At 34.3% G+C, this 19,779-nt stretch carries 11 protein-coding genes; 4 read left to right on the top strand and 7 right to left on the bottom strand.

Annotated features, from left to right (window positions below; all coding sequences use genetic code 11):
• Window positions 1–11: 11 nt before the first annotated feature.
• From ACWNT5_RS11665 to ACWNT5_RS11650, 4 genes are read right to left on the bottom strand one after another with little or no spacing between them, the layout of a single operon-like run.
• Window positions 12–2,396 carry an ABC transporter permease gene (locus ACWNT5_RS11665; protein WP_456517418.1) on the bottom strand — a complete coding sequence of 795 codons (2,385 nt, stop codon included), beginning with the start codon at window positions 2,394–2,396 and terminating at the stop codon, window positions 12–14.
• A gap of 25 nt (window positions 2,397–2,421) precedes the next feature.
• Complete coding sequence (locus ACWNT5_RS11660; RefSeq protein ID WP_299607388.1) at window positions 2,422–4,827, bottom strand: ABC transporter permease; 2,406 nt, start codon at window positions 4,825–4,827, stop codon at window positions 2,422–2,424.
• A gap of 37 nt (window positions 4,828–4,864) precedes the next feature.
• Complete coding sequence (locus ACWNT5_RS11655; protein ID WP_299607386.1) at window positions 4,865–5,542, bottom strand: ABC transporter ATP-binding protein; 678 nt, start codon at window positions 5,540–5,542, stop codon at window positions 4,865–4,867.
• A gap of 29 nt (window positions 5,543–5,571) precedes the next feature.
• A complete protein-coding gene (locus ACWNT5_RS11650; RefSeq protein ID WP_299607384.1) occupies window positions 5,572–6,822 on the bottom strand; it encodes an efflux RND transporter periplasmic adaptor subunit in 1,251 nt (416 codons plus the stop codon).
• Window positions 6,823–7,030: 208 nt separating this feature from the next.
• Between ACWNT5_RS11650 and ACWNT5_RS11645 the strand changes: the two genes are divergently transcribed.
• From ACWNT5_RS11645 to ACWNT5_RS11630, 4 genes are all read left to right on the top strand, one after another.
• Window positions 7,031–8,380 (top strand): sigma-54-dependent transcriptional regulator, encoded by a 1,350-nt coding sequence (locus ACWNT5_RS11645; protein ID WP_299607382.1) that lies wholly within the window; start codon window positions 7,031–7,033, stop codon window positions 8,378–8,380.
• Window positions 8,370–9,713, top strand: a complete 1,344-nt coding sequence (locus ACWNT5_RS11640; protein ID WP_299607380.1) for a sensor histidine kinase — start codon at window positions 8,370–8,372, stop codon at window positions 9,711–9,713. Before ACWNT5_RS11645 ends, ACWNT5_RS11640 begins: the two co-directional genes overlap by 11 nt.
• 177 nt (window positions 9,714–9,890) lie before the next feature.
• On the top strand, window positions 9,891–10,721 hold the full coding sequence (locus ACWNT5_RS11635) for a GLPGLI family protein (protein WP_456517417.1): 831 nt from the start codon (window positions 9,891–9,893) through the stop codon (window positions 10,719–10,721).
• Between the two features lie 35 nt (window positions 10,722–10,756).
• Window positions 10,757–13,492, top strand: a complete 2,736-nt coding sequence (locus ACWNT5_RS11630; RefSeq protein ID WP_456517416.1) for a carboxypeptidase regulatory-like domain-containing protein — start codon at window positions 10,757–10,759, stop codon at window positions 13,490–13,492.
• A 33-nt stretch (window positions 13,493–13,525) separates the two neighbouring features.
• Here ACWNT5_RS11630 and ACWNT5_RS11625 read toward each other — a convergent pair whose 3' ends face one another.
• From ACWNT5_RS11625 to ACWNT5_RS11615, 3 genes are all read right to left on the bottom strand, one after another.
• Window positions 13,526–14,140, bottom strand: coding sequence for a pyridoxamine 5'-phosphate oxidase family protein (locus ACWNT5_RS11625; protein ID WP_456517415.1), 615 nt, complete (start codon window positions 14,138–14,140; stop codon window positions 13,526–13,528).
• 127 nt (window positions 14,141–14,267) lie between these two features.
• Complete coding sequence (locus ACWNT5_RS11620) at window positions 14,268–17,012, bottom strand: ThuA domain-containing protein (RefSeq protein WP_456517414.1); 2,745 nt, start codon at window positions 17,010–17,012, stop codon at window positions 14,268–14,270.
• A 20-nt stretch (window positions 17,013–17,032) separates the two neighbouring features.
• The gene (locus tag ACWNT5_RS11615; protein WP_456517413.1) at window positions 17,033–19,756 is read right to left on the bottom strand and encodes an RICIN domain-containing protein; all 2,724 of its coding nucleotides are present in this window, start codon (window positions 19,754–19,756) and stop codon (window positions 17,033–17,035) included.
• Window positions 19,757–19,779 lie beyond the last annotated feature (23 nt).

Here is a 19,779-nt window from a genome sequence, read left to right as displayed (position 1 = left end):
TGATTGATGATTTATTCCGTTCTTAATGAATTTATTGGATTTGCCATAGCGGATTTAATTGCTCTTATTCCTAATGTAAATGAGGTAATGCATACGGCAATAACAGCAGCCAATCCAAACATCCACCATTTAATTGAGATACTATAGGCGAAACCATTTAGCCAAGAGTTCATTGCGTACCATGCAATTGGAAATGCAATAAGTGCGGCGATTCCTACAAGGAAGATGTAATCTTTAGATAATAAGAGTACTATCTTGGTAACACCAGCACCTAAAACTTTGCGAACTCCAATTTCCTTTACTCTTCTTTTCGCAGAAAAAGAAATGAGTCCGAAAAGGCCTAAACATGAAATAAAAATTGCGAGTATTGCTGTAATACTTACAGACTTTAGAATTCCTTCAATTAATAAATATTGACCACTAACTTTATCCGTTAACCTGGATTGTATATAAGTTTTTCTCGAAGGGATATTCTCAAATGCGGTAGTAATCATTTTCTCAATACTGGCTTCATGACCTTCTTGTACACGTACTGTTAAAAACCTATGCTTGTCTAATGTTTTTCGATCTCTGTAAATGTGAACCAAAGGTTCAATAGCATTTTGTAAATCTTGATAGTGAAAATCTTTTACGACACCTACTATAGGTTGTTTTATTGTATTTTCTCCTTTAGACCCAAGTGTTTTTCCATCGATTGTTTTCCATCCAAAAGCTTTTAACGCCGCTTCATTTATGATGACTGGATATTCATCAGCCTGATCCAGATTTTTATCAAAATTACGCCCTTTGGTTATTGGAATGCCTAATGTTTTAAAATAAGAATCGTCTGCATATGACCTTCGGATTCTTACATCCCTATTATTTTCTTTATCATAATACGTGGTATAGTTGAAATAATACTCTGATGGCACTGCTTGACTCGTAGAAACACTCTTTACATAAGGATTAGACTCTAATTCATTTAAAAGCGCATTAAATTTTGATTGAGCAATATCAAAGTTTTTATAATCTAGATCTATATTACCTACCAAAACATTAGTACGTTCAAAACCTAAATCTGCATTTTTCATAAAGCCTATCTGTTTGTTGAGTATAATAGCAACGCTTATGCATAGGATAGCAATAGTAAATTGAAGAATTATAAAAGAGTTGCGTAACAAAAAGCTACTTTTTACTTGCTGGATTTTTCCTTTAATACCTAGAGTCACAGGGATTTTTACAAAACGGAGACTAGGCAATATAGACACTACTAAGGTTGCAACAATTCCAATAAAAATAATTCCTAAAATAACTGGATAATCTTCGATCAGATTAAAGGAAATTCTTCCAAATTCTGGACCGAAGGTATCATTGAATCTAGGAAGGTTTACGGTAAAGAACAGCAACATGGATATAAGTATAGAAACGAAAACCAGGATACCATTCTCTATACAGTATTGTAAAATGAGCCCTTTCTTATCACTTCCTAATACTTTTCTCACAGCAATTGTTTTTGTGCGACTCAGCATAGTAGAAGTGTTTAGATTCAAAAGGTTAACTAATATGATAAGTAAAATAAACAACGCTGCGGCAATGGAACTGTTAATGATAATGTCAACAACAGGAATAGCATCCGTTCGCAAATCTGTGAATGGTATTATCTTCATTTCGGCAATCGGGCTTCCCTCTGTACGGTTTCCGATAATCAATTCCGATATACTAGTTTTAAGTTTGGTTAGATCACTATTAGGTCTCATTTTAAAATAAGTAGGAGAAAAGGTATTATCCCAGTTATTCTGAGCGATAAAAGAAGCATTTGTTTCAAGAATTGTATTAGGAAGTAAAACTTCAAATCTAAAAGACGAATATGGACTAATAGGTTCAAAAACTCCAGTAACTTTTAAGTTGAGTGTATCCGCTCCAACGATAGTTTTACCAACTGGGTTGATATCTCCAAAAATCTGTTTGCTTACTTTATCTGTAAGTACTATAGAGTATTTTTCTTTTAAAGCGGTCGTTTTATTTCCATATTTAAAGGGAAGATCGAATACTTCAAAAAACTCAGGATCAGCATAATTCGTATTATTTTGAAAATCTTTTCCGTCGGAAGCTAACCAAATAGTATTCCAACTATGTAAATGCGTTCCTGCAATAACATCCGGAGAACTATTCAACACACGATCTAGTAATGGGTAGGGCACTTCGTTATAATCATTACCATCTGTTAAAATCGTTTTTGCATAGAATATATGCTCTTTATTGGGTATTGGACTATCAGCGTTATAGTATGCATATACAGAAAACAATAGTGTTAATACACTTGATATTCCTATACTTAGACCAATAAGGTTTAACAGAGAAAGCGTTTTGTTTTTCTGTAAGTTTCTTAAGGATATTTTTAGATAATTTCTAAACATTACTGTTCGTTTTTTGATTGATGATTTATTCCGTTCTTAAAGAATTGGCTGGGTTGGTAGTTGCGGTTCGTATGGCTTGGATACTTACCGTAATGATTGTGATGAGCAATGCACCTAAACCAGCAATTAAAAAAGTTGTATAGGATATATTGATTCTATAAGGAAATTTTTGAAGCCATTGACTCATAAAGTAATATGCCAATGGAGCCGCCATGATAAGTGCAATCATTACTAAAGTGATGAAATCTTTAGATAATTGCATCCACAAGTGTGTAATCGAAGCTCCTAATATTTTACGAATTCCTATTTCCTTAGTACGTTGTTCTGCAACGAATGAAGCAAGTCCAAATAAACCTAAAAGGCTGATAAAGATTGCTAATACCGTAAATACTTTAGAAAGGCTTGCAACTCGTTCTTCGGCTCTAAACTTTTTCGCGTATTCTTCATCTATGAATTGATAATCAAAAGGAACGTTAGGGAAATTCTCTTTGAAAACTCCTTCTATGATTTCTAAGTTTTTTCGAACACTATTTTCTGGATTTAGTCTTAAGTTCCAATAAGAAACATTTCCGTGTTGATCAAAAGCATACATAGATTGTTTTACCGGGCTATAAGGCGACTGCATAATGATATCATCGATTACACCAATAATTTTAAGAGGTGGGTTAGGGTCATTTTCATCAGAATGTCTGATTAGTTTTCCAATAGGATTTTTAATACCCATATATGCCACTGCGGTTTTGTTTAAAATAACTGCCGATGAATCGGATGGAAAATCTCTGGAGAAACCTCTTCCTTCAATAATTTCAGCGCCTAATGTTTCTACAAACTCATAAGACACATCTGTATAAGCAAGATTTTCCTGAAACCCTACTGGTTTACCTTCCCAAGTGTATCCACCTCGATTAGACCAGACATCTGTTGTAGGACTACTGGTAGTTGCCATTTCTATAGCGCCTCCAGAAGCTATGAATTGATCTCGCATTACATCAGCTTTTCCGATAAATTCACTACTCATTACAGGCATTTGCACCAATCCTTCTTTATCATATCCTGTGGGTCTGTTTTTACTATGTTGAATTTGATTCATGACAATCAGCGTTCCTATAATTAATGCGATAGATACCGTAAACTGTGTGACCACCAATATCTTTCTTGGAAGTGCAGAAAAACGACCAGCTTTAAAAGTTCCTTTTAATACCGATACTGGATTAAATGATGATAAGTAGAGTGCAGGATAACTTCCGGATAAGAATGCTGTAAGTAAAATAAATAATACAGAAATGATCCAAAAGATTGGGTTAGCCCAAGGAAAAAGAATCTCCTTACTAGCCAAGTTATTAAATCCGCCTAAGCTGATGAGTACAATGGTTATTGCTACAACGAATGACAACACAACGATTAAAAATGATTCACTTAAAAACTGGAATATAAGTTGTCCTCTTTGTGAACCAATAGATTTTCTAATCCCAACTTCCGTTGCTCTTTTTTCGGAACGAGCGGTACTTAGATTTACGAAATTGATACAAGCAAGCAATAAAATGAATATTCCGATGATACCAAATAACCACACGTTTTCGATACGTCCTCCTGTTTGAATTCCATTTTCAAACTCACTTCTCAAATACCAATCTTTCATTGGAAAAAGAAATATTTGCGGATTAAATTCTGCTTCTTCTGGAGAGGCATTTTTCTTTACATCAATGATTTTAGAAGTAATAGCTTCCATAGTGGTGTTATCATTGATCTGCACAAATAACTGAAATGAATTATTACCCCAAGCAGTTTTGGCACGTTCTAACCATGGTTGTGTAGTGATATAGTATTTCCAAGGCACTAAATAATCCATGTCTTTAAAAGAAGTATTCTCTGGATTATCTTTAAAAACAGCTGTAATCGCAAGATCATCACGATTATTAATTTTTACTATTTTTCCAATAGCTATACTTATGTTATCTCCGAATAATGCTTGAGCACAGGATTCGGATAACATAATGGAGTTTTTTTCTTTGATTCCATTTTTTTCTCCTACAATGATTTCTAGATTTAACATTTCTGGAGCACCTTCTTGCATCGCATAACCACGTCTGTTAATATTGGTATTTCCATATCGGATATACCTTGGTTGTTCCCAAGAAGACATAATGATATGCTTAAAATTATCATTGTGTTTTTCTCGCAAAGCAAATTCTAATGGTCTTGGAATTGCAGGTCCTGTTCCTACGACGTTGTTTGAAGATTCATGCTGGAACACTTGAGCAATCGTATCATGATTTTCAAAATGCTTATTGTGATTAAGTTCATCGTGTATCCAAAGACCTATAAGTATCGTGGCCGCCATTCCTATAGCTAAACCGGATATATTGATAAAAGAATAGACCTTATTCTTTAAAAGATTTCTCCACGCTATTTTAAAATAATTCTTAATCATGATTGCTCGTTTTTTTTGATGATTTGATGAATGACCTCTACACTAATACATTTTCTGTTACCTTCTGACCGTCTAACATTCGGATAATGCGATGGCTGTATTTGGCATCATGTTCGCTATGCGTTACCATTATGATTGTAGTTCCCGCTTCATTAAGTTCTATTAATAAATCCATAACCTCATTACCATTTGTACTATCTAGGTTTCCAGTAGGTTCATCGGCAAGAATTAATTTTGGATTATTTACTACAGCTCTTGCTACGGCAACTCTTTGCTGCTGACCACCTGATAATTGCTGAGGGAAGTGATTACGTCTGTGCATGATTTGCATTTTTTCTAAAACTTCTTCTACACGTTGTTTACGTTCTGCAGGTTTTACACCAGTGTAAATAAGAGGTAATTCTACGTTTTCAAAAACAGTAAGCTCATCAATAAGGTTAAAGCTCTGAAATACAAAACCTACATTATGCTTACGAAGATCTGAACGCTTACGCTCGTTATATCCAGCAACTTCTTCTCCATTGAATTTAAAACTTCCTCCATCTGGATCATCGAGCAATCCAAGGATGTTTAATAAGGTTGATTTACCACATCCAGATGGTCCCATGATGGCTACGAATTCACCTTCCTTTACTTCAAACGATAATTTGTTTAATGCGATAGTTTGTACTTCTTCAGTTCTGTAGAACTTTTCTAAATCAGTTATTTGTATCATTTTCGATCTATTTTTTTAATTGATTGCTTTTACTTTAATATTAATTCTTCGGTATCTCCAAAACTGTCGTAACTAGAGGTTACTACCTTATCTCCAGGAAGTAATCCATCGATAATTTCATAGTATTCAGTGTTTTGGCTACCTAAACTTATGTTCACTTTATATGCTGAATTTCCGTTTTCACTTATTTTATAAACCCAGTTTCCACCTGTTTTTTGGAAAAATCCACCTTTAGGGATTAACAGGGCTTGTTTTTCTGCACTAAGTGCCACTCTTATTTGTAGATTTTGTCCTCTTCTAATTCCTTCTGGAACATTACCTTCGAATTGCATATCTACTTGGAAACGACCATTATTTACTTGAGTGAATACTTTCTTGATCACTAGGGTATACATCTTGTTATTAAAACTGAAGGTTCCTTTTTGACCGTTGTATATTCTGGAGATGTAGTGCTCGTCGATATCAACTCTTACTTTATATCCACTAAGTACATCTATTTGACCTAATCGCTCTCCTTTGTTTTTAGATTGTCCGATTTCCGCATCTAAAGAAGTCAATTGACCATCTACCGGTGCTCGAACGACAAGATCTCCTACTTTTTTTCGCATTAATTCTAAAGCATTTTGAGTTCTGGTATAAGAGCTTTGTGCTTGATTTAATTCTAGTTTAGTAGAGATAGAATCTTGACTTAATACTTGTTTGGCTAACTGCATTCTTTCTTGCTGGTATTTGTAATTGTTCTCAGAGGATTCATACTCTTGTCGTCCTACAGCTCCTTTATCATATAGTCTTTTGTTTAATTCATATACTCGCTTTGCCTCGATAAGGCTATTTTCTACATCCGTAAATTGATTACGACGATTAATCGTATTTTGTCTTGCTGCATTTTGAGAAATCTGCATCTGAGTAAGTAGATTGTACACCGATGTTTCCTGATTGATCAGACTTAATTCTAAGTCTGTATTAGATAATCTTAGGATAGGCTCTCCTTTTTTCATAATTGCTCCATCTTCGACATATTTTTCTTCAACTCTTCCGCCTTCTAATGCATCTAAATAGATTGTTGTAATAGGTAGGACAATTCCGTTTACAGGAATGTTTTCCTGAAACACATCTTTTTTAATAGTACTGATAGCGATACGCTCCTTTTCTACATTTAATTTAGATCCTCCCAGAGATTGAGAAAAGACAAAGATGATGAGTGCTACTACTAATAAACCACCTATTACCATCGCTATACGTGATTTAGAAAATTTCTTTTTTTGAATTGGAACGTCCATTGATTGATTTTTTAATTACAATCTTTAGATAGTCAAGATGATGCCAAAAAAATAAATATCTGATTATCAGTATTTAATGTTTTTTTGTAAAAATAAAAGTGTTCGGTTTTGATACACTTTCTGTTCGGAAATAGTACATTTAGCAATCCCAAAATATTTTGTTTTTATAATTTTTACGACATCAGGATAATATTGTAATATTGTATCAATGGTATTAAAGGAAGCTACGATTTTAGTTATAGATGATGATGTAGATGTATTAACTGCATTGCGTCTTTTATTAAAGCCTTTGGTAAAGGAGGTAATTATTGAAAAAAATCCAAGTAATATTGGTGCTCAGATAGACAAGAAGAGTTTTGATATTATCATCTTGGATATGAACTTCAATGGTTTGGTAAATACAGGTAATGAGGGCATATTTTGGTTAAATGAAATTAAAAAATCTAGACCTGATACCGATGTAGTCTTAATTACAGCGTATGCTGATATCGATTTGGCGATTAGAGCCCTAAAAGAAGGAGCTTCGGATTTTTTGGTAAAACCATGGAAGAATGAAAAAATAATAAATACTATTAGTTCATTATTAAAAGCCCGAAAATCTAATACAACCAACAAAAATCCTCAAACACTTTCTACGAGTACCATCATTGGAGAAAGCGACGCGATAAAAGATGTTTTCTTAAAACTTAAAAAAGTCGCTCCAACAGATGCGAATGTTTTGATTCTTGGAGAGAATGGTACTGGTAAAGATTTAATCGCAAGAGCATTACATGATAATTCTAATAGGAGGAATAAGCCATTTGTAAAAGTAGATGTTGGAGCGCTTACTTCTTCTCTTTTCGAAAGTGAATTGTTTGGATATAAAAAAGGTGCTTTTACAGATGCGAAAGAGGATAGAACAGGAAGGTTTGAAGCTGCCAACGGCGGTACTTTATTTTTAGACGAGATAGGAAATATCACCCTAGGACAACAGGTACGATTATTAACCGTATTACAAAATAGATTAGTAACTCCTTTAGGTTCTAATCAGGAAATACCGATCGATATACGGTTGATATGTGCAACAAACCTGGAACCCAAAGTATTGGCAGATGAGCAGAAGTTTAGAAAAGATCTGATTTATAGAATAAATACGGTGGATATCGTTATGCCACCATTACGAGATAGAGGAACTGATATTACGTTATTAGCAAAACACTTTATCGGTATCTATGCGGATAAATATAATAAAGCACAGTTTTCGTTGGATTCTGGATTTATATCTAAATTAAAAAAACACGATTTCCCAGGTAACGTTAGAGAATTACAATATGTTTTGGAAAGAGCAGTAATTATGACAGATGGAAATGTTTTGAAACCAGAGGATTTGGTGTTTTCAACTATCGAACGCCAAACAACCAAGACTTCATCGACCACTACAATGAATTTAGATAGTATAGAGAAAAATGCAATTCTTACAGTTCTGGAGAAGAATAAAGGAAATGTTTCTAAATCAGCAAAAGAATTAGGAATCACAAGAGCAGCGTTATACAGAAGGTTAGACAAATATGAATTATAACGGTTATATCACCCGCCTTTTTTTAAGGATTTTAGTTTTGGTAGGGCTTATCTTAGGTGTGGTATATGCTTTTGATAAGGGATATACTAGTATTGGAACTATAGTAAGTTTTGTAATTGTTTATTTCGGCTACACCACCTATGTTTTCGTAAAACGTCGTTTTGTAGTGATGGATGATTTTTTTGAGGCTGTAAAATATAGAGACTTTTCACGATGGTTTCCAGAAGATAGAGGTCCTAAAGATATTCGATTTTTATATAGAGGTTTTAATGAAGTAAATCGTACTATTAAAGAAATTAATTCTAAGAATGAAGCGCAATATGTATATCTCCAAAAAATATTAGAAATGGTAGACATAGGAATTATTGCGTATAATCTGGATACAGGAGATGTTTTGTGGTCCAATGATTCCTTTAGAGAAACACTTGATTTTCCATCGTTTAAAAATATTCGCTTTGTAGAAGGTAGAAAACCAGAATTGTATGATGCTATTTTTGAAACCTATCATAGAGAACCCAATTCCATTTCTATAGCAGTACAAAATGAAAAGATAAAAGTTCTCATTTCTGATACTGTTTTTCAGGTAAAGGATGATCCGTTTAAACTAATCGTACTGCAGAATATTGATGATACTTTAAATAGAAATGAATCAGAAGCTTGGAAAAAGTTATTGAGTGTGATGACTCATGAAATTATGAATTCTATTGCTCCTATTTCGTCATTGGCAGATACATTGCAAACACATTTACAGTTAACATTAGATAATCCAGAGGAATATCCGCTAGAATTACAAGACATCAATGCAGGTATCAAAACTATTCAGAATAGGAGTGAGGGGCTACTAAAGTTTGCTAAAACCTATCGTAGTCTTAGTAAAGTAACGCATTTGAGCTTGGAAAAGAAAATGGTAGTAGAACTATTCGACACCATAAAGCTATTGATGCAACCCTCACTGGATGTAAAGAACATTCATATAGATTTTAAAGTAACACCTCCGAAATTAGAATTAAATATTGATAGCTACCTCATAGAGCAAGTGCTAATAAATCTAATTGTAAATGCTGTAGATGCCTGTAAACATAGAGAGCAACCACAAATAAGAGTAATTGCAGAGCAAAAACCAAATAGGAATATTGTTATTAAAGTATACGATAATGGTTCTGGAATTCCTCAGGATATAATGGAGAGTATCTTTATTCCATTTTTTACGAGTAAATCAACTGGTAGCGGTATTGGTCTTAGTTTATGTAAACAGATTATGTTATTGCATAAAGGTAAAATACTCGTAAATAGTAAAGAAGATGAAGGAACTGTGTTTAGTTTGGTTTTTTAGACAATAGCAAAGAAATTCATAAGAAGAGAAGAAAAAACTGAGGTTATTTATTGCTTACAAAGTTTTGTGATTTTCCGTTTTGCTCGAGTTTACTTTCTACATTCCGTTAATGTTTTAATAAAGAATAGTTTATTTGTTTAACATTTGTATATATTCGTTAAACAAAACTAATCTCAGATGAAAAATTTTACTAGTAGCCTCTTACCGTTTTTCTTTTTTCTTTTTTTCTCATTAAATATTTTCTCTCAAGATTTTCAGGGAAAAGCCTATTACTATTCAAAATCCACAATGGAATTAGGAAGTTGGGGAGCACGATTGAGTGAAGCTCAGAAAAAACAAGTAGCTGCACGTTTGAAGAATCGATTAGAAAAAACATACATCTTAACTTTTGATAAAGCTGCATCGACTTTTAAAGAAGATGAGAAATTAGATGTGGATGTACTTTCTGGAGCGACAGATACTTGGGGTAAGAATTTCTCACCTGGAGCACAATATAAGAATGTAAAAACCAATGAACTTGTTCAAAAGCAGGAGTTTTATGGAAAAAATTTTTTGGTAAAGGATAAACTTCCATCGATAGATTGGAAAATGGGAGCCGAGACCAAACAAATAGGTGGTTATACCTGTTATAAAGCAACAGCTGCGATACCTACCGCCGATCTTACGTGGTATGATTTTTCGTGGAGTGAATTACGAGCCGCTGATAAAGAAAACGGTGAAGAAGTTAATATGACTGAAGTAACTGCATGGTATACGCTTAACATTCCTGTCAGTTCCGGACCTTCTGAATATTGGGGATTGCCAGGTTTAATTCTAGAGGTAAATGTTGGAAATACGACCATGCTGTGTTTTAAAGTTGTTATGAACCCAGAAGAAAAGTCATCTATAGAAGCTCCTAAAAAAGGTAAGGTTGTAACTAAAAAGGAGTATAAGGAGATCATTACTGGAAAGATGCAAGAAATGCGGAATAATAGAGGAAGACAACGACCAGGAAGAACAGGAAGATAATAGAGTTATTGTAGATCCTTATCTATCGCAGATCCATGAGAGTTTTACTTATTTTATTATTTAGCTGTATTGCTATATCTAATTCCTTTTGTCAAGTTCAGCTTCAGGGAATTGTAAAAGATAGCCTTGGTAATCCTTTAGAACTTGCTAATGTTGTAGCTTTTAATCAGGAAACGAACATTTTACAAGCCTACGGTACTTCTGATACTAATGGAAAATATAAGCTCGAACTGAGTACGAATACCAAATATAAAATTACCGCCAGTTATGTAGGGATGGAAAGTTATGAAGAGATTATTTCTACAGGAGAAGAAGACATTACTAAAAATATTGTTTTAAAGCTTGGCAATGCTCTTGATGAGGTTCAGATCACCTATGAAATGCCGGTAACTGTAAAAGGAGATACACTCATATATAATGCAGACTCTTTTAATACAGGAACAGAACGTAAACTGGAAGATGTATTAGAAAATTTACCAGGAGTAGAGATTAATGAAGAAGGACAAGTAGAAGTAGAAGGTAAGGTAGTAAACAAACTGATGGTGAATGGAAAAGATTTTTTTGATGGAGATACTAAGGTAGCCACTAAAAATATTCCGTCCAAAGCAGTTGATAAAATACAAGTATTAAGAAATTATGCTGAAGTAGGTCAATTACGTGGAGTAACGAATAATCAAGATAATGTAGCACTAAATATTAAACTGAAAGAAGGAAAAGAAAGTTTTTGGTTTGGAAACGTTACGGTTGGTGGAGGAGCATCAACTGATGAAGGGTTATATGTAGTACAACCCAAATTGTTTTACTACAGTCCAAAGTATAGTGTTAACTTTATTGGGGATTTTAATAATACTGGAGATGTTGCATTATCCAGAAGAGATATTCGAAGTTTTGGAGGTGGATTTAGAGCTCCAAGTAGGAGCAGTGGAACTAGTATTAACTTAGGTAATAACGACTTAGGATTTTTGACCAATCAGAATAATGCTACCGATATCGAAAATATATTGGGAGCTGCAAATTTTAGTTATTCACCTAATAAATCGCTAGATATCAGTGGATTTGCTATTTTTAATGTAAGTGATCTATCCTCGAGACAATTAAGTTTTAATCAATATACAGATGCTGATCTGGGTATTCCGGATGAGTCAACCGAACAAAATAATCAAGAAAAATCAGATCAAGGACTCCTTAAATTAAGTGCATCTTATAAGCCTAATGTGAGTAATCAGGTAGATTATGATGTTTTAGGAAGAATTTCTAAAGATGTTCAAAATCAAAACTTTTTCTCTTCTGTTTTAGGTAGTACAACAGAAAATGAAGAAAATACACCTTATAGTATCAACCAAAGTTTGAAATATTACTATACACTTAATGAGAAAAGTATTTTTGCGTTAGAAGCAGAACATCTGATAAAGGATGAAGATCCTTTCTATAATGCTCAACTTACTAATGATCCTACTAACAATACTGATCCGGATTCTAATGATCCATTTGATAACACTGCAGAAGTTCTTGGTTTAGATACAAGCCTTGAGAATTATAATCTTGGTCAAAATAGAAGAATTAAATCGAATCAATTAGACGCAAAGCTTGACTATTTTTATATTATCAATGCAAAAAGTAATCTGAATATAACTTTGGGATCAATTTTTAGTCAACAACAGTTTGATTCTAGACTGTTTCAATTTTTAACATCAGATACAACATTTGATCCTATTCCTACTTTTAATGAAGGAAGAGCAACAAATGATACCAAATATACCTTTAGTGATTTTTATCTAGGAGCGCATTATCGCTTTAAAACAGGTAAGTTTATCATCACGCCTGGTGTATCATTACATTCCTATGGAAATAAGAACACCCAATTTGGAGAACGTTTTGAAGAAAACTTTTTTAGAGTACTCCCAGATTTTGAAACGCGTATTCAGTTTAAGAAAAATGAAAGTCTTACATTTCGCTATGACATGAGGAATCAATTTACGGATGTAACTCGATTAGCCCAAGGCCTCGTGCTAAATAATTTTAATAGTATTCAATTTGGAGAACCAGAATTACAGAATGCGTTATCTCATAATTTGAGTTTGTTTTATTCTAGTTTCAACTTATTTAATTACACCAATATTTTTGCAAGACTAGCTTATTCTAAAAACATAGATCAAATTCGCGGTTTGACTAGTTTTGACAATGTTATTACCACTAGCACATTTTTTAATTCTAGTTTCGCGGATGAAAATCTTTCTGCTTTTGGTCGTATACAACGAACTTTTGGCAAGCTAAGGGCAACGCTAAATGTAAACTACAATTATAACAAGATTAATCAATTTATTCAGGATCGACGTTCGGTAAATGAAGGCTTTACACAGAGTTATACTCCAGCTTTACGAACAAATTTTAAAAAGGCACCAAATATAAGTGTGCGCTATAATTATAGTATTACAAACAATACACAAGGGTCTAATAAAACCACTTTTTATACGGATGCTCCTTCTATAGATTTTGATGCATATATCTGGAAATCCTTCACTTTTGTTACCGATTACACCTATACTAGACAACGTAGATCAGGAGGTAATGCTCAGTCATTTGATACATGGAATGCTTCCTTATCTTATAGAAAAGATAAAGATGCTAAATGGGAATATGAACTTAGAGCCACGAATATATTAGATGTGCAATCTAGAGTAAATAATACAGCAAATAATTTGTTTGTTTCTTCTACAGAGACTTTTATTCTTCCCAGATTTATTACTTTTAGAGTTCGTTATGTTTTGTAATTTCGGTACTTCTTTTAAAGAAACAGATTAGTGTTATTTCTTATCCTGAAATTCCTTTAACTGTTTTTCTAGTTCTTCTATTTTATTTTCTAATCGTTGTATTCTAGGTTGAAATTCCTCTATCGTAAATCGTTGTTCTATATGTTGAGGACAGTTTACATCCCAAGCATTGATTTTAATTTTAATAATCCGTTCTACTTTAGCTGCATAATCTTTATCTGAAACTTTTTCAAAAAGAGTAACGTCTTCTTCAGTCTGAGGAACGATTTCTCCCCAAATTTTTATTCGCATTCTATTTGGATAGTCCATTAAAAAGAGATGTACTTTGTTATTTACATCAAAATTACCCACAGAAATATATTGTCTGTTTCCAGAGTAATCTGCAAAAGCTAAATGTTTTTCATCCAAAACTTTCAGGAAACCTTTCGGTCCACCTCTATGCTGAATGTAAGGTTGGCCTTCGTTGTTTGCAGAAGCCATATAAAATGAATCTCTTAGCGCAAGAAATGATTCTAAACCTTCCGTTATAGTATCTTGCCAATCTCTACGCTCTGCCATTTTTTGATAGGTCTTTCGAGAACCCATTTCTTCTTGGCGCTTTTTAACTTCTGGACTAAAAGCGATATCACTAATAAAACTTTTACTCATGCTACTAGTTTTTTGATGAGTAAATAGTCTGCTTATTTTGCAAGAACTTTCAATTTTGTGATAGAATACTAAACTAAATTATCGATTTGTATAATTTAGTTTAGTATTTACTTCATTTTTAAAGGGTTTATAGCTTTACAAATTTTATTACCCTATTTTCCATATCACCGAGAATCTTTAGATAATACATTCCTTTAGCAAAAGTGTGTATATCTATGATCTCATTTTCGGAGCTTAAACTTTTGTTTAAAACAACCTTTCCATTGATATCGTAGATACGGACTACAGCATTTGAAGCGCCTTCAATAGTAATAGAGTTGGCAGCTGGATTAGGATATAAGATGATATTGGTATTTTCTGAAATTTCTGGTGCTTTGATATCATCAATTGGAGTAATAATCCAATGTAGATTTTGACTTGTATTAGAAGAATCATATAGGTTAACGTTTTGAGCATTGGATCCCGCATTACCACCATTGATGGCAAAACCTGAAGCATTACGTTTAACTAATTGAAAAGCTCCATCTCCTACATCAACTTTTAACCAATGCTGATTTTGATTGTTTTCGGCACAATTCCATAAATACACATTTTGTCCATTTGTACCACCATGATCTCCATCGATACAATAATTTGTTCCAATCTTTTGATATGAATAATATCCATTACCACGATCAATCTCAATCCATTGTTGATTCACATTGCTAGAATTCTCAGACCATAAATACACATTTTGTCCATTAGCACCACCATGATCTCCGTCTAGAGCGAAACCTGGAGCATTACGCTTAGTGATATGTACTATGGTAGTTGTCGGAGAATTATCTATGATTTCGAAATCAAAAGTTTCCCATGTGCCATCCGCATTTCCAGCAGGAAAAAGTGATGTGTTATTGATATTCCAATTAGCTTGTACCCATCCATTATTAAATAAACTTTTTAATGCAACTTGATTATTTCCTTTAGGTTCCCAACCAAAATTTTCCCAAGTTCCTGGAGCGTTACCTGTAGCACGAATAGGTGTGGTTCTCGAATTACGAACTACTTGTACATATTTATCGTTAGCTACCGATTTAAGAGCAATACAACCATTGGGATGTTCTTCTACATAAAATAATGCTCTATCAGCAATTTCACCATCTGCAATAAGGCTGGAATTAGAAGGATCGATAGTAACCCATTTTTGATCACCACCGGATTTTTTAAGCGCAATCATTTGTCCTATGGGAGCATCAGTATCACAGGTTGGAGTAGGAGTAGTGTCATCGCCCCATCCTAGTGTTGCAACATCTTCTGCTGGGAATTCAGTTTCTGACTTTATCCTAATATTTCGATAGTATAATTCTGCTCCTTCAGATTGTATTTGTATTTGTCCGCTGGTTACTGTATTTCCATTCCAGGTAGCATCTTGCAATGCATTAACCATAACACCATTTACATAATGAATTGCTCTATCACCAATTACAATAATTTCTAATAAATTCCATTCTCCATTTGGAAATTCTGGGTTTGATCCAGCTCTAATTAGTGTTCCCGTATTCAATGGGGCCATAGGAGTAAAGGTTAATCCATTTCTATTTTCTGACGGAACCAAACCTTTCGTTCCTGCTAAACCAATATAATCTCCTAGGTCTCCTTCTTGCACTTGAAACTCTAATGAAGATTTCCAAACATCCCAAAACGTTCCGTGTTCTCCATTACAATGATATAAAATACCACTATCTCTAAGGCGATTTAATCTGGGTTCCCACTTTAGCTCTCCCCACTTAAATTCCATGCTTAGATGATAATTCTCGAATTCATTTAAAGTAGTTAATCCTCCGTAAACTTCACCAGTTATATAGAGTTGTTTTTCACCATTTTCTTCAATTATAGAAAACACATTTCGAGGATCATTGTTTAATCCCAAAGGAGTTCCAGATCCATTAGTAACATTATCACTAGCACCTGGTAATCCAGTTGTGCTATGTGGCACTCCCATCCATATTTCCCAACAATCTAAATCATTTTCAAGAAGATCTGTCCATTGACTAGTTAAAGTGGCGCCACAATCATTAACTGGCTCATTTGTATCTAATCGATCTGCTACCCAAAGCACTGCTTTTTCGATCATTCTTCTAAAAGTCTCATTATCATTATATGTAGTAGCATTATGACCTAGAGCTGTATAAAATGATCTTCCTCCGTCAAATTCTTTTAACCAAGTAATAGGACGAGTGGCATCATAACTTTGATTTCCTGTTGTCTGTACTTCTAAAAGATCAAAATTAGTATCGCTTAATTGTCCGCCGTTTAGTTCCCAATAATACCATTCTTCTTCATGAGACCATACATCTCCTGCATTTCCTATATGGTTAGTGACAGGATGGTCTACCAGCACATTCATTACGCCTGGTAGATTATTAGAAGTATGATTCGGACTGGTTTGTACAATGGCACCAACAAGCTCATTATACCATGGCCATGTAGAACCTGCATTGGTGCCTCTGTATGTATCACTAGCTGCATGAAAACCAACAAAACCACCACCGTTTTGTATGAATGTTTCCATGGCATTCTTCTGATTATCATCTAATAAATCTCCACCTGATGTATTTGAAAATATAATAACATCATAATTGGCTAGATTTTGATCCGTAAAAACAGATGCATCTCTGGTATCATCAACAGACCACGTATCATGATCTGCATTGGCCCCTAAATCTTCTAACATAGCTATACTGGCATTAATAGCGCCAGTATGTCTAAACCCATTGGTTTCATGGAATACTAATACATTGAAATCCTGAGCATAACTAAACTGAACAAGTAGAGCGAAAAAACAGTATAGTATTATCAAAATACTGTTTTTAGATGGGGTTACATTTTTCATGGTTTTAAGTTTAAAGAGTTTTATTGTTTACTAATTTTAATTGTACGGATGCTTTTGGATGTATTCACCTTTAGGTAATACAGCCCTTGAGCAAATGAGCTTATATCAATGGTTTCTGAATCCTGGGAAATATGTTTGGTAAAAACCTTTTTTCCATTTATATCATATATTCGAATTATGGAATTTTCAGCTCCTTCTATGTTAAACTTATTTACCAAAGGGTTAGGGTATACGACGATAGTTTTATCTTCGGAAGGTTCTGGAGCTTTGATGTCATTAATTGGTGTGATAATCCATTGCAAGTTTTGGCTCGTGTTAGCTGAATTATAAAGCTGCACGTTTTGTCCATTTGCCCCGTTGGAACCTCCATCTATTGCATATCCTGAAGCATTGCGTTTTATCAATTTATAGGCGCCTCCACCAACAGCTACTTTTTGCCACAGTTGGTTTTGGTTGTTTAGATCACAGGTCCATAAATGGACATTCTGTCGATCCGCTCCTCCGTTATTACCATCTATACAGTAATTTGTATCTTTTTTTCTATAGGAGTAATATCCATTACCCCGATCGATCTCAACCCATTGTTGGTTTGCATTGTTTTGATTGGATGACCATAAATACACTTGATCTCCATTGGACGGAGTAGATCCCGGAGCATCAATAGCAAATCCTGGAGCATTTCTTTTGGTAATATGTACGATTTGTTCACCAGGGACTACTTCTGTAAACCTAAAGGATTCCCAAGTACCATTGGAGGTAGTAGGGAAAAATCGAACCTCGCCATTAGGAGTCATCTGTAATCGTTTAAAATTAGTTGGACCATCAGGAAGTGTAATAAAGTGGGTGTTATTTATTGCCCCTTCTGTAAATTCATAATAAGTATAGGTTCCTGAATTAGCAGTTGCCTGCATATCTGCATATAAACTATTATCTGTTCTAAGTCTCGGAACACTCCCTCCAGCTGCTCTTTGTATATGCCAGTATCCATTTCCTTTGTCTACAAATTTCCATTCTACATCTGCTCCTGTAGTATTGATAGAGGTAGCATAAGGATCTTCACTGCTGCCATTTGCTGCTAACCGAAGATTATGATGCGGTGCATCAATATAATACGTTTTATTGGGATCGGGAGTGAATGAATTATCCACACAACTATCATTGGCAATAGAGCTACATTCACAAGGTTCTTGGTTTATGCTAGATACATTTATGATGGTATTGCTACCATTACTAGAATCTACTACGTTTCCAATAGAATAAATTGTGGAGTTGGTTACATTATTGGATAATGTTACAGATTGTTTAGTCATATTGCAGAGCAAAATACCTGAGGTAGCTTGATTACCTACTTTTATGACTAGGTCTTTATCCAGGGCTTGTCCATCACGTTTCCATAATCGGAGTTTATGATCACTACCACTTATTAGTGCTAATGCTGTAGAGCCAGACGGGCGTAAATAGCCATTATCCGGATCTAATACTTCAATATCAGCTGTAACTTCTTGTCGTGCTCCAGCAAGTTCTAAAACTGTGGCATATGCAGCATCAGCTTGTGCATTTTTAATAACCGCATAAGAGGGAACACCAAAAGCGGTAGCATCGCCTTCACCTCCATTGGCACTATTCCAGGCACCGTTACATGCAGGAACTCCATGACCAGCAACTCCTTTTACTGTCATGCCTTCAACTACAAAACCTCGATTGGCAATATCCATTGCGATACCACTTCGTGCTCCTTCAACATAAGCATTACGAATGGTAAGGTTTTCTATTTCACCTTGGGTATAACCCCTAAATGCACCTTCGACCAAACTAAATTGATAATTATTACGGATTGGAGATCTTTGAGAACCGCCATCTAAATTTTGACACTGATCTAAATTATTTGCATCAAAAAGATCAAAAAAAGTATCATTATCTGAAGCCCCAAACAAAACATTTCCTTGATAATTAACTCCAAAGGGTACTCCATTACGATCTATACCACCTATACCATTTTGACGAAGATCATTTGTGGATCTGGACTCACCTATAATGGTTACATTTTCTACAACAACATTATTAATAGGTCCATTAAAAAATAAAGTATGGCCAAAAGCACTATGGTCTACTAAAACATTTGTAAAAGTACTATTGGTTAAATCTGAAAGGATAACACCACTCTTTTTTCCCAAACGAGATCCAGGTAGCATGCCACTACTACTACCTGTTTTTCCGTAGAGCGATCCAAAACCATATGGATGAGAATAACGTGCTTTTAGGGTAAAGTCTTCAAAACGATGTCCACTTCCAGTTATTTCAACAACCACACCACCCGAAACATGAATGTAGTATCCATAGTTTCCATTGCTATTAGGCAATTCTTGCAAATTAAATCCTATCCAGGTATTACCAGTTCCTCCCAATCTTACCAAGCTTCCATGCGCTAAATTAGGCATGTCATTGATTATAGTAGAATCAAAAGTGAAGGTTACCCCAGTTAAATCGAAGATATTATTACTACCTGTAAAGTTAAAAAGCCCCGGCCACGAACCTGTTGTACGCACAATCCAATCATCACCATCAAATAAAGTTTTTGTTGACAATGAGATATGATAAGTACCTGGTGTCATTTTGATATTCTGATTACTTGCATCTTGAAGTTCTATAAATTCTTGAAGACTAGAAATTGTTCTTTGAGCAAAACTTAGTTGTGAAGCAAATAGACCTACTAAAAGCAAAGAAATTGATACTATTTTTTTCATTGTTATTTTATATTGATATTAAA

The organism is Aquimarina sp. 433, from assembly GCF_054054605.1.
This window is presented reverse-complemented; position numbering and strand designations above follow the sequence as displayed.

Excerpts from the sequence above, each read along its gene's own strand:
- ACWNT5_RS11630 (WP_456517416.1), top strand. The coding sequence starts at position 10,757 with ATGAGAGTTTTACTTATTTTATTATTTAGCTGTATTGCTATATCTAAT.
- ACWNT5_RS11660 (WP_299607388.1), bottom strand. The coding sequence starts at position 4,827 with ATGATTAAGAATTATTTTAAAATAGCGTGGAGAAATCTTTTAAAGAAT.
- ACWNT5_RS11625 (WP_456517415.1), bottom strand. The coding sequence starts at position 14,140 with ATGAGTAAAAGTTTTATTAGTGATATCGCTTTTAGTCCAGAAGTTAAA.
- ACWNT5_RS11650 (WP_299607384.1), bottom strand. The coding sequence starts at position 6,822 with ATGGACGTTCCAATTCAAAAAAAGAAATTTTCTAAATCACGTATAGCG.
- ACWNT5_RS11665 (WP_456517418.1), bottom strand. The coding sequence starts at position 2,396 with ATGTTTAGAAATTATCTAAAAATATCCTTAAGAAACTTACAGAAAAAC.
- ACWNT5_RS11655 (WP_299607386.1), bottom strand. The coding sequence starts at position 5,542 with ATGATACAAATAACTGATTTAGAAAAGTTCTACAGAACTGAAGAAGTA.
- ACWNT5_RS11620 (WP_456517414.1), bottom strand. The coding sequence starts at position 17,012 with ATGAAAAATGTAACCCCATCTAAAAACAGTATTTTGATAATACTATAC.
- ACWNT5_RS11615 (WP_456517413.1), bottom strand. The coding sequence starts at position 19,756 with ATGAAAAAAATAGTATCAATTTCTTTGCTTTTAGTAGGTCTATTTGCT.
- ACWNT5_RS11645 (WP_299607382.1), top strand. The coding sequence starts at position 7,031 with ATGGTATTAAAGGAAGCTACGATTTTAGTTATAGATGATGATGTAGAT.
- ACWNT5_RS11635 (WP_456517417.1), top strand. The coding sequence starts at position 9,891 with ATGAAAAATTTTACTAGTAGCCTCTTACCGTTTTTCTTTTTTCTTTTT.
- ACWNT5_RS11640 (WP_299607380.1), top strand. The coding sequence starts at position 8,370 with ATGAATTATAACGGTTATATCACCCGCCTTTTTTTAAGGATTTTAGTT.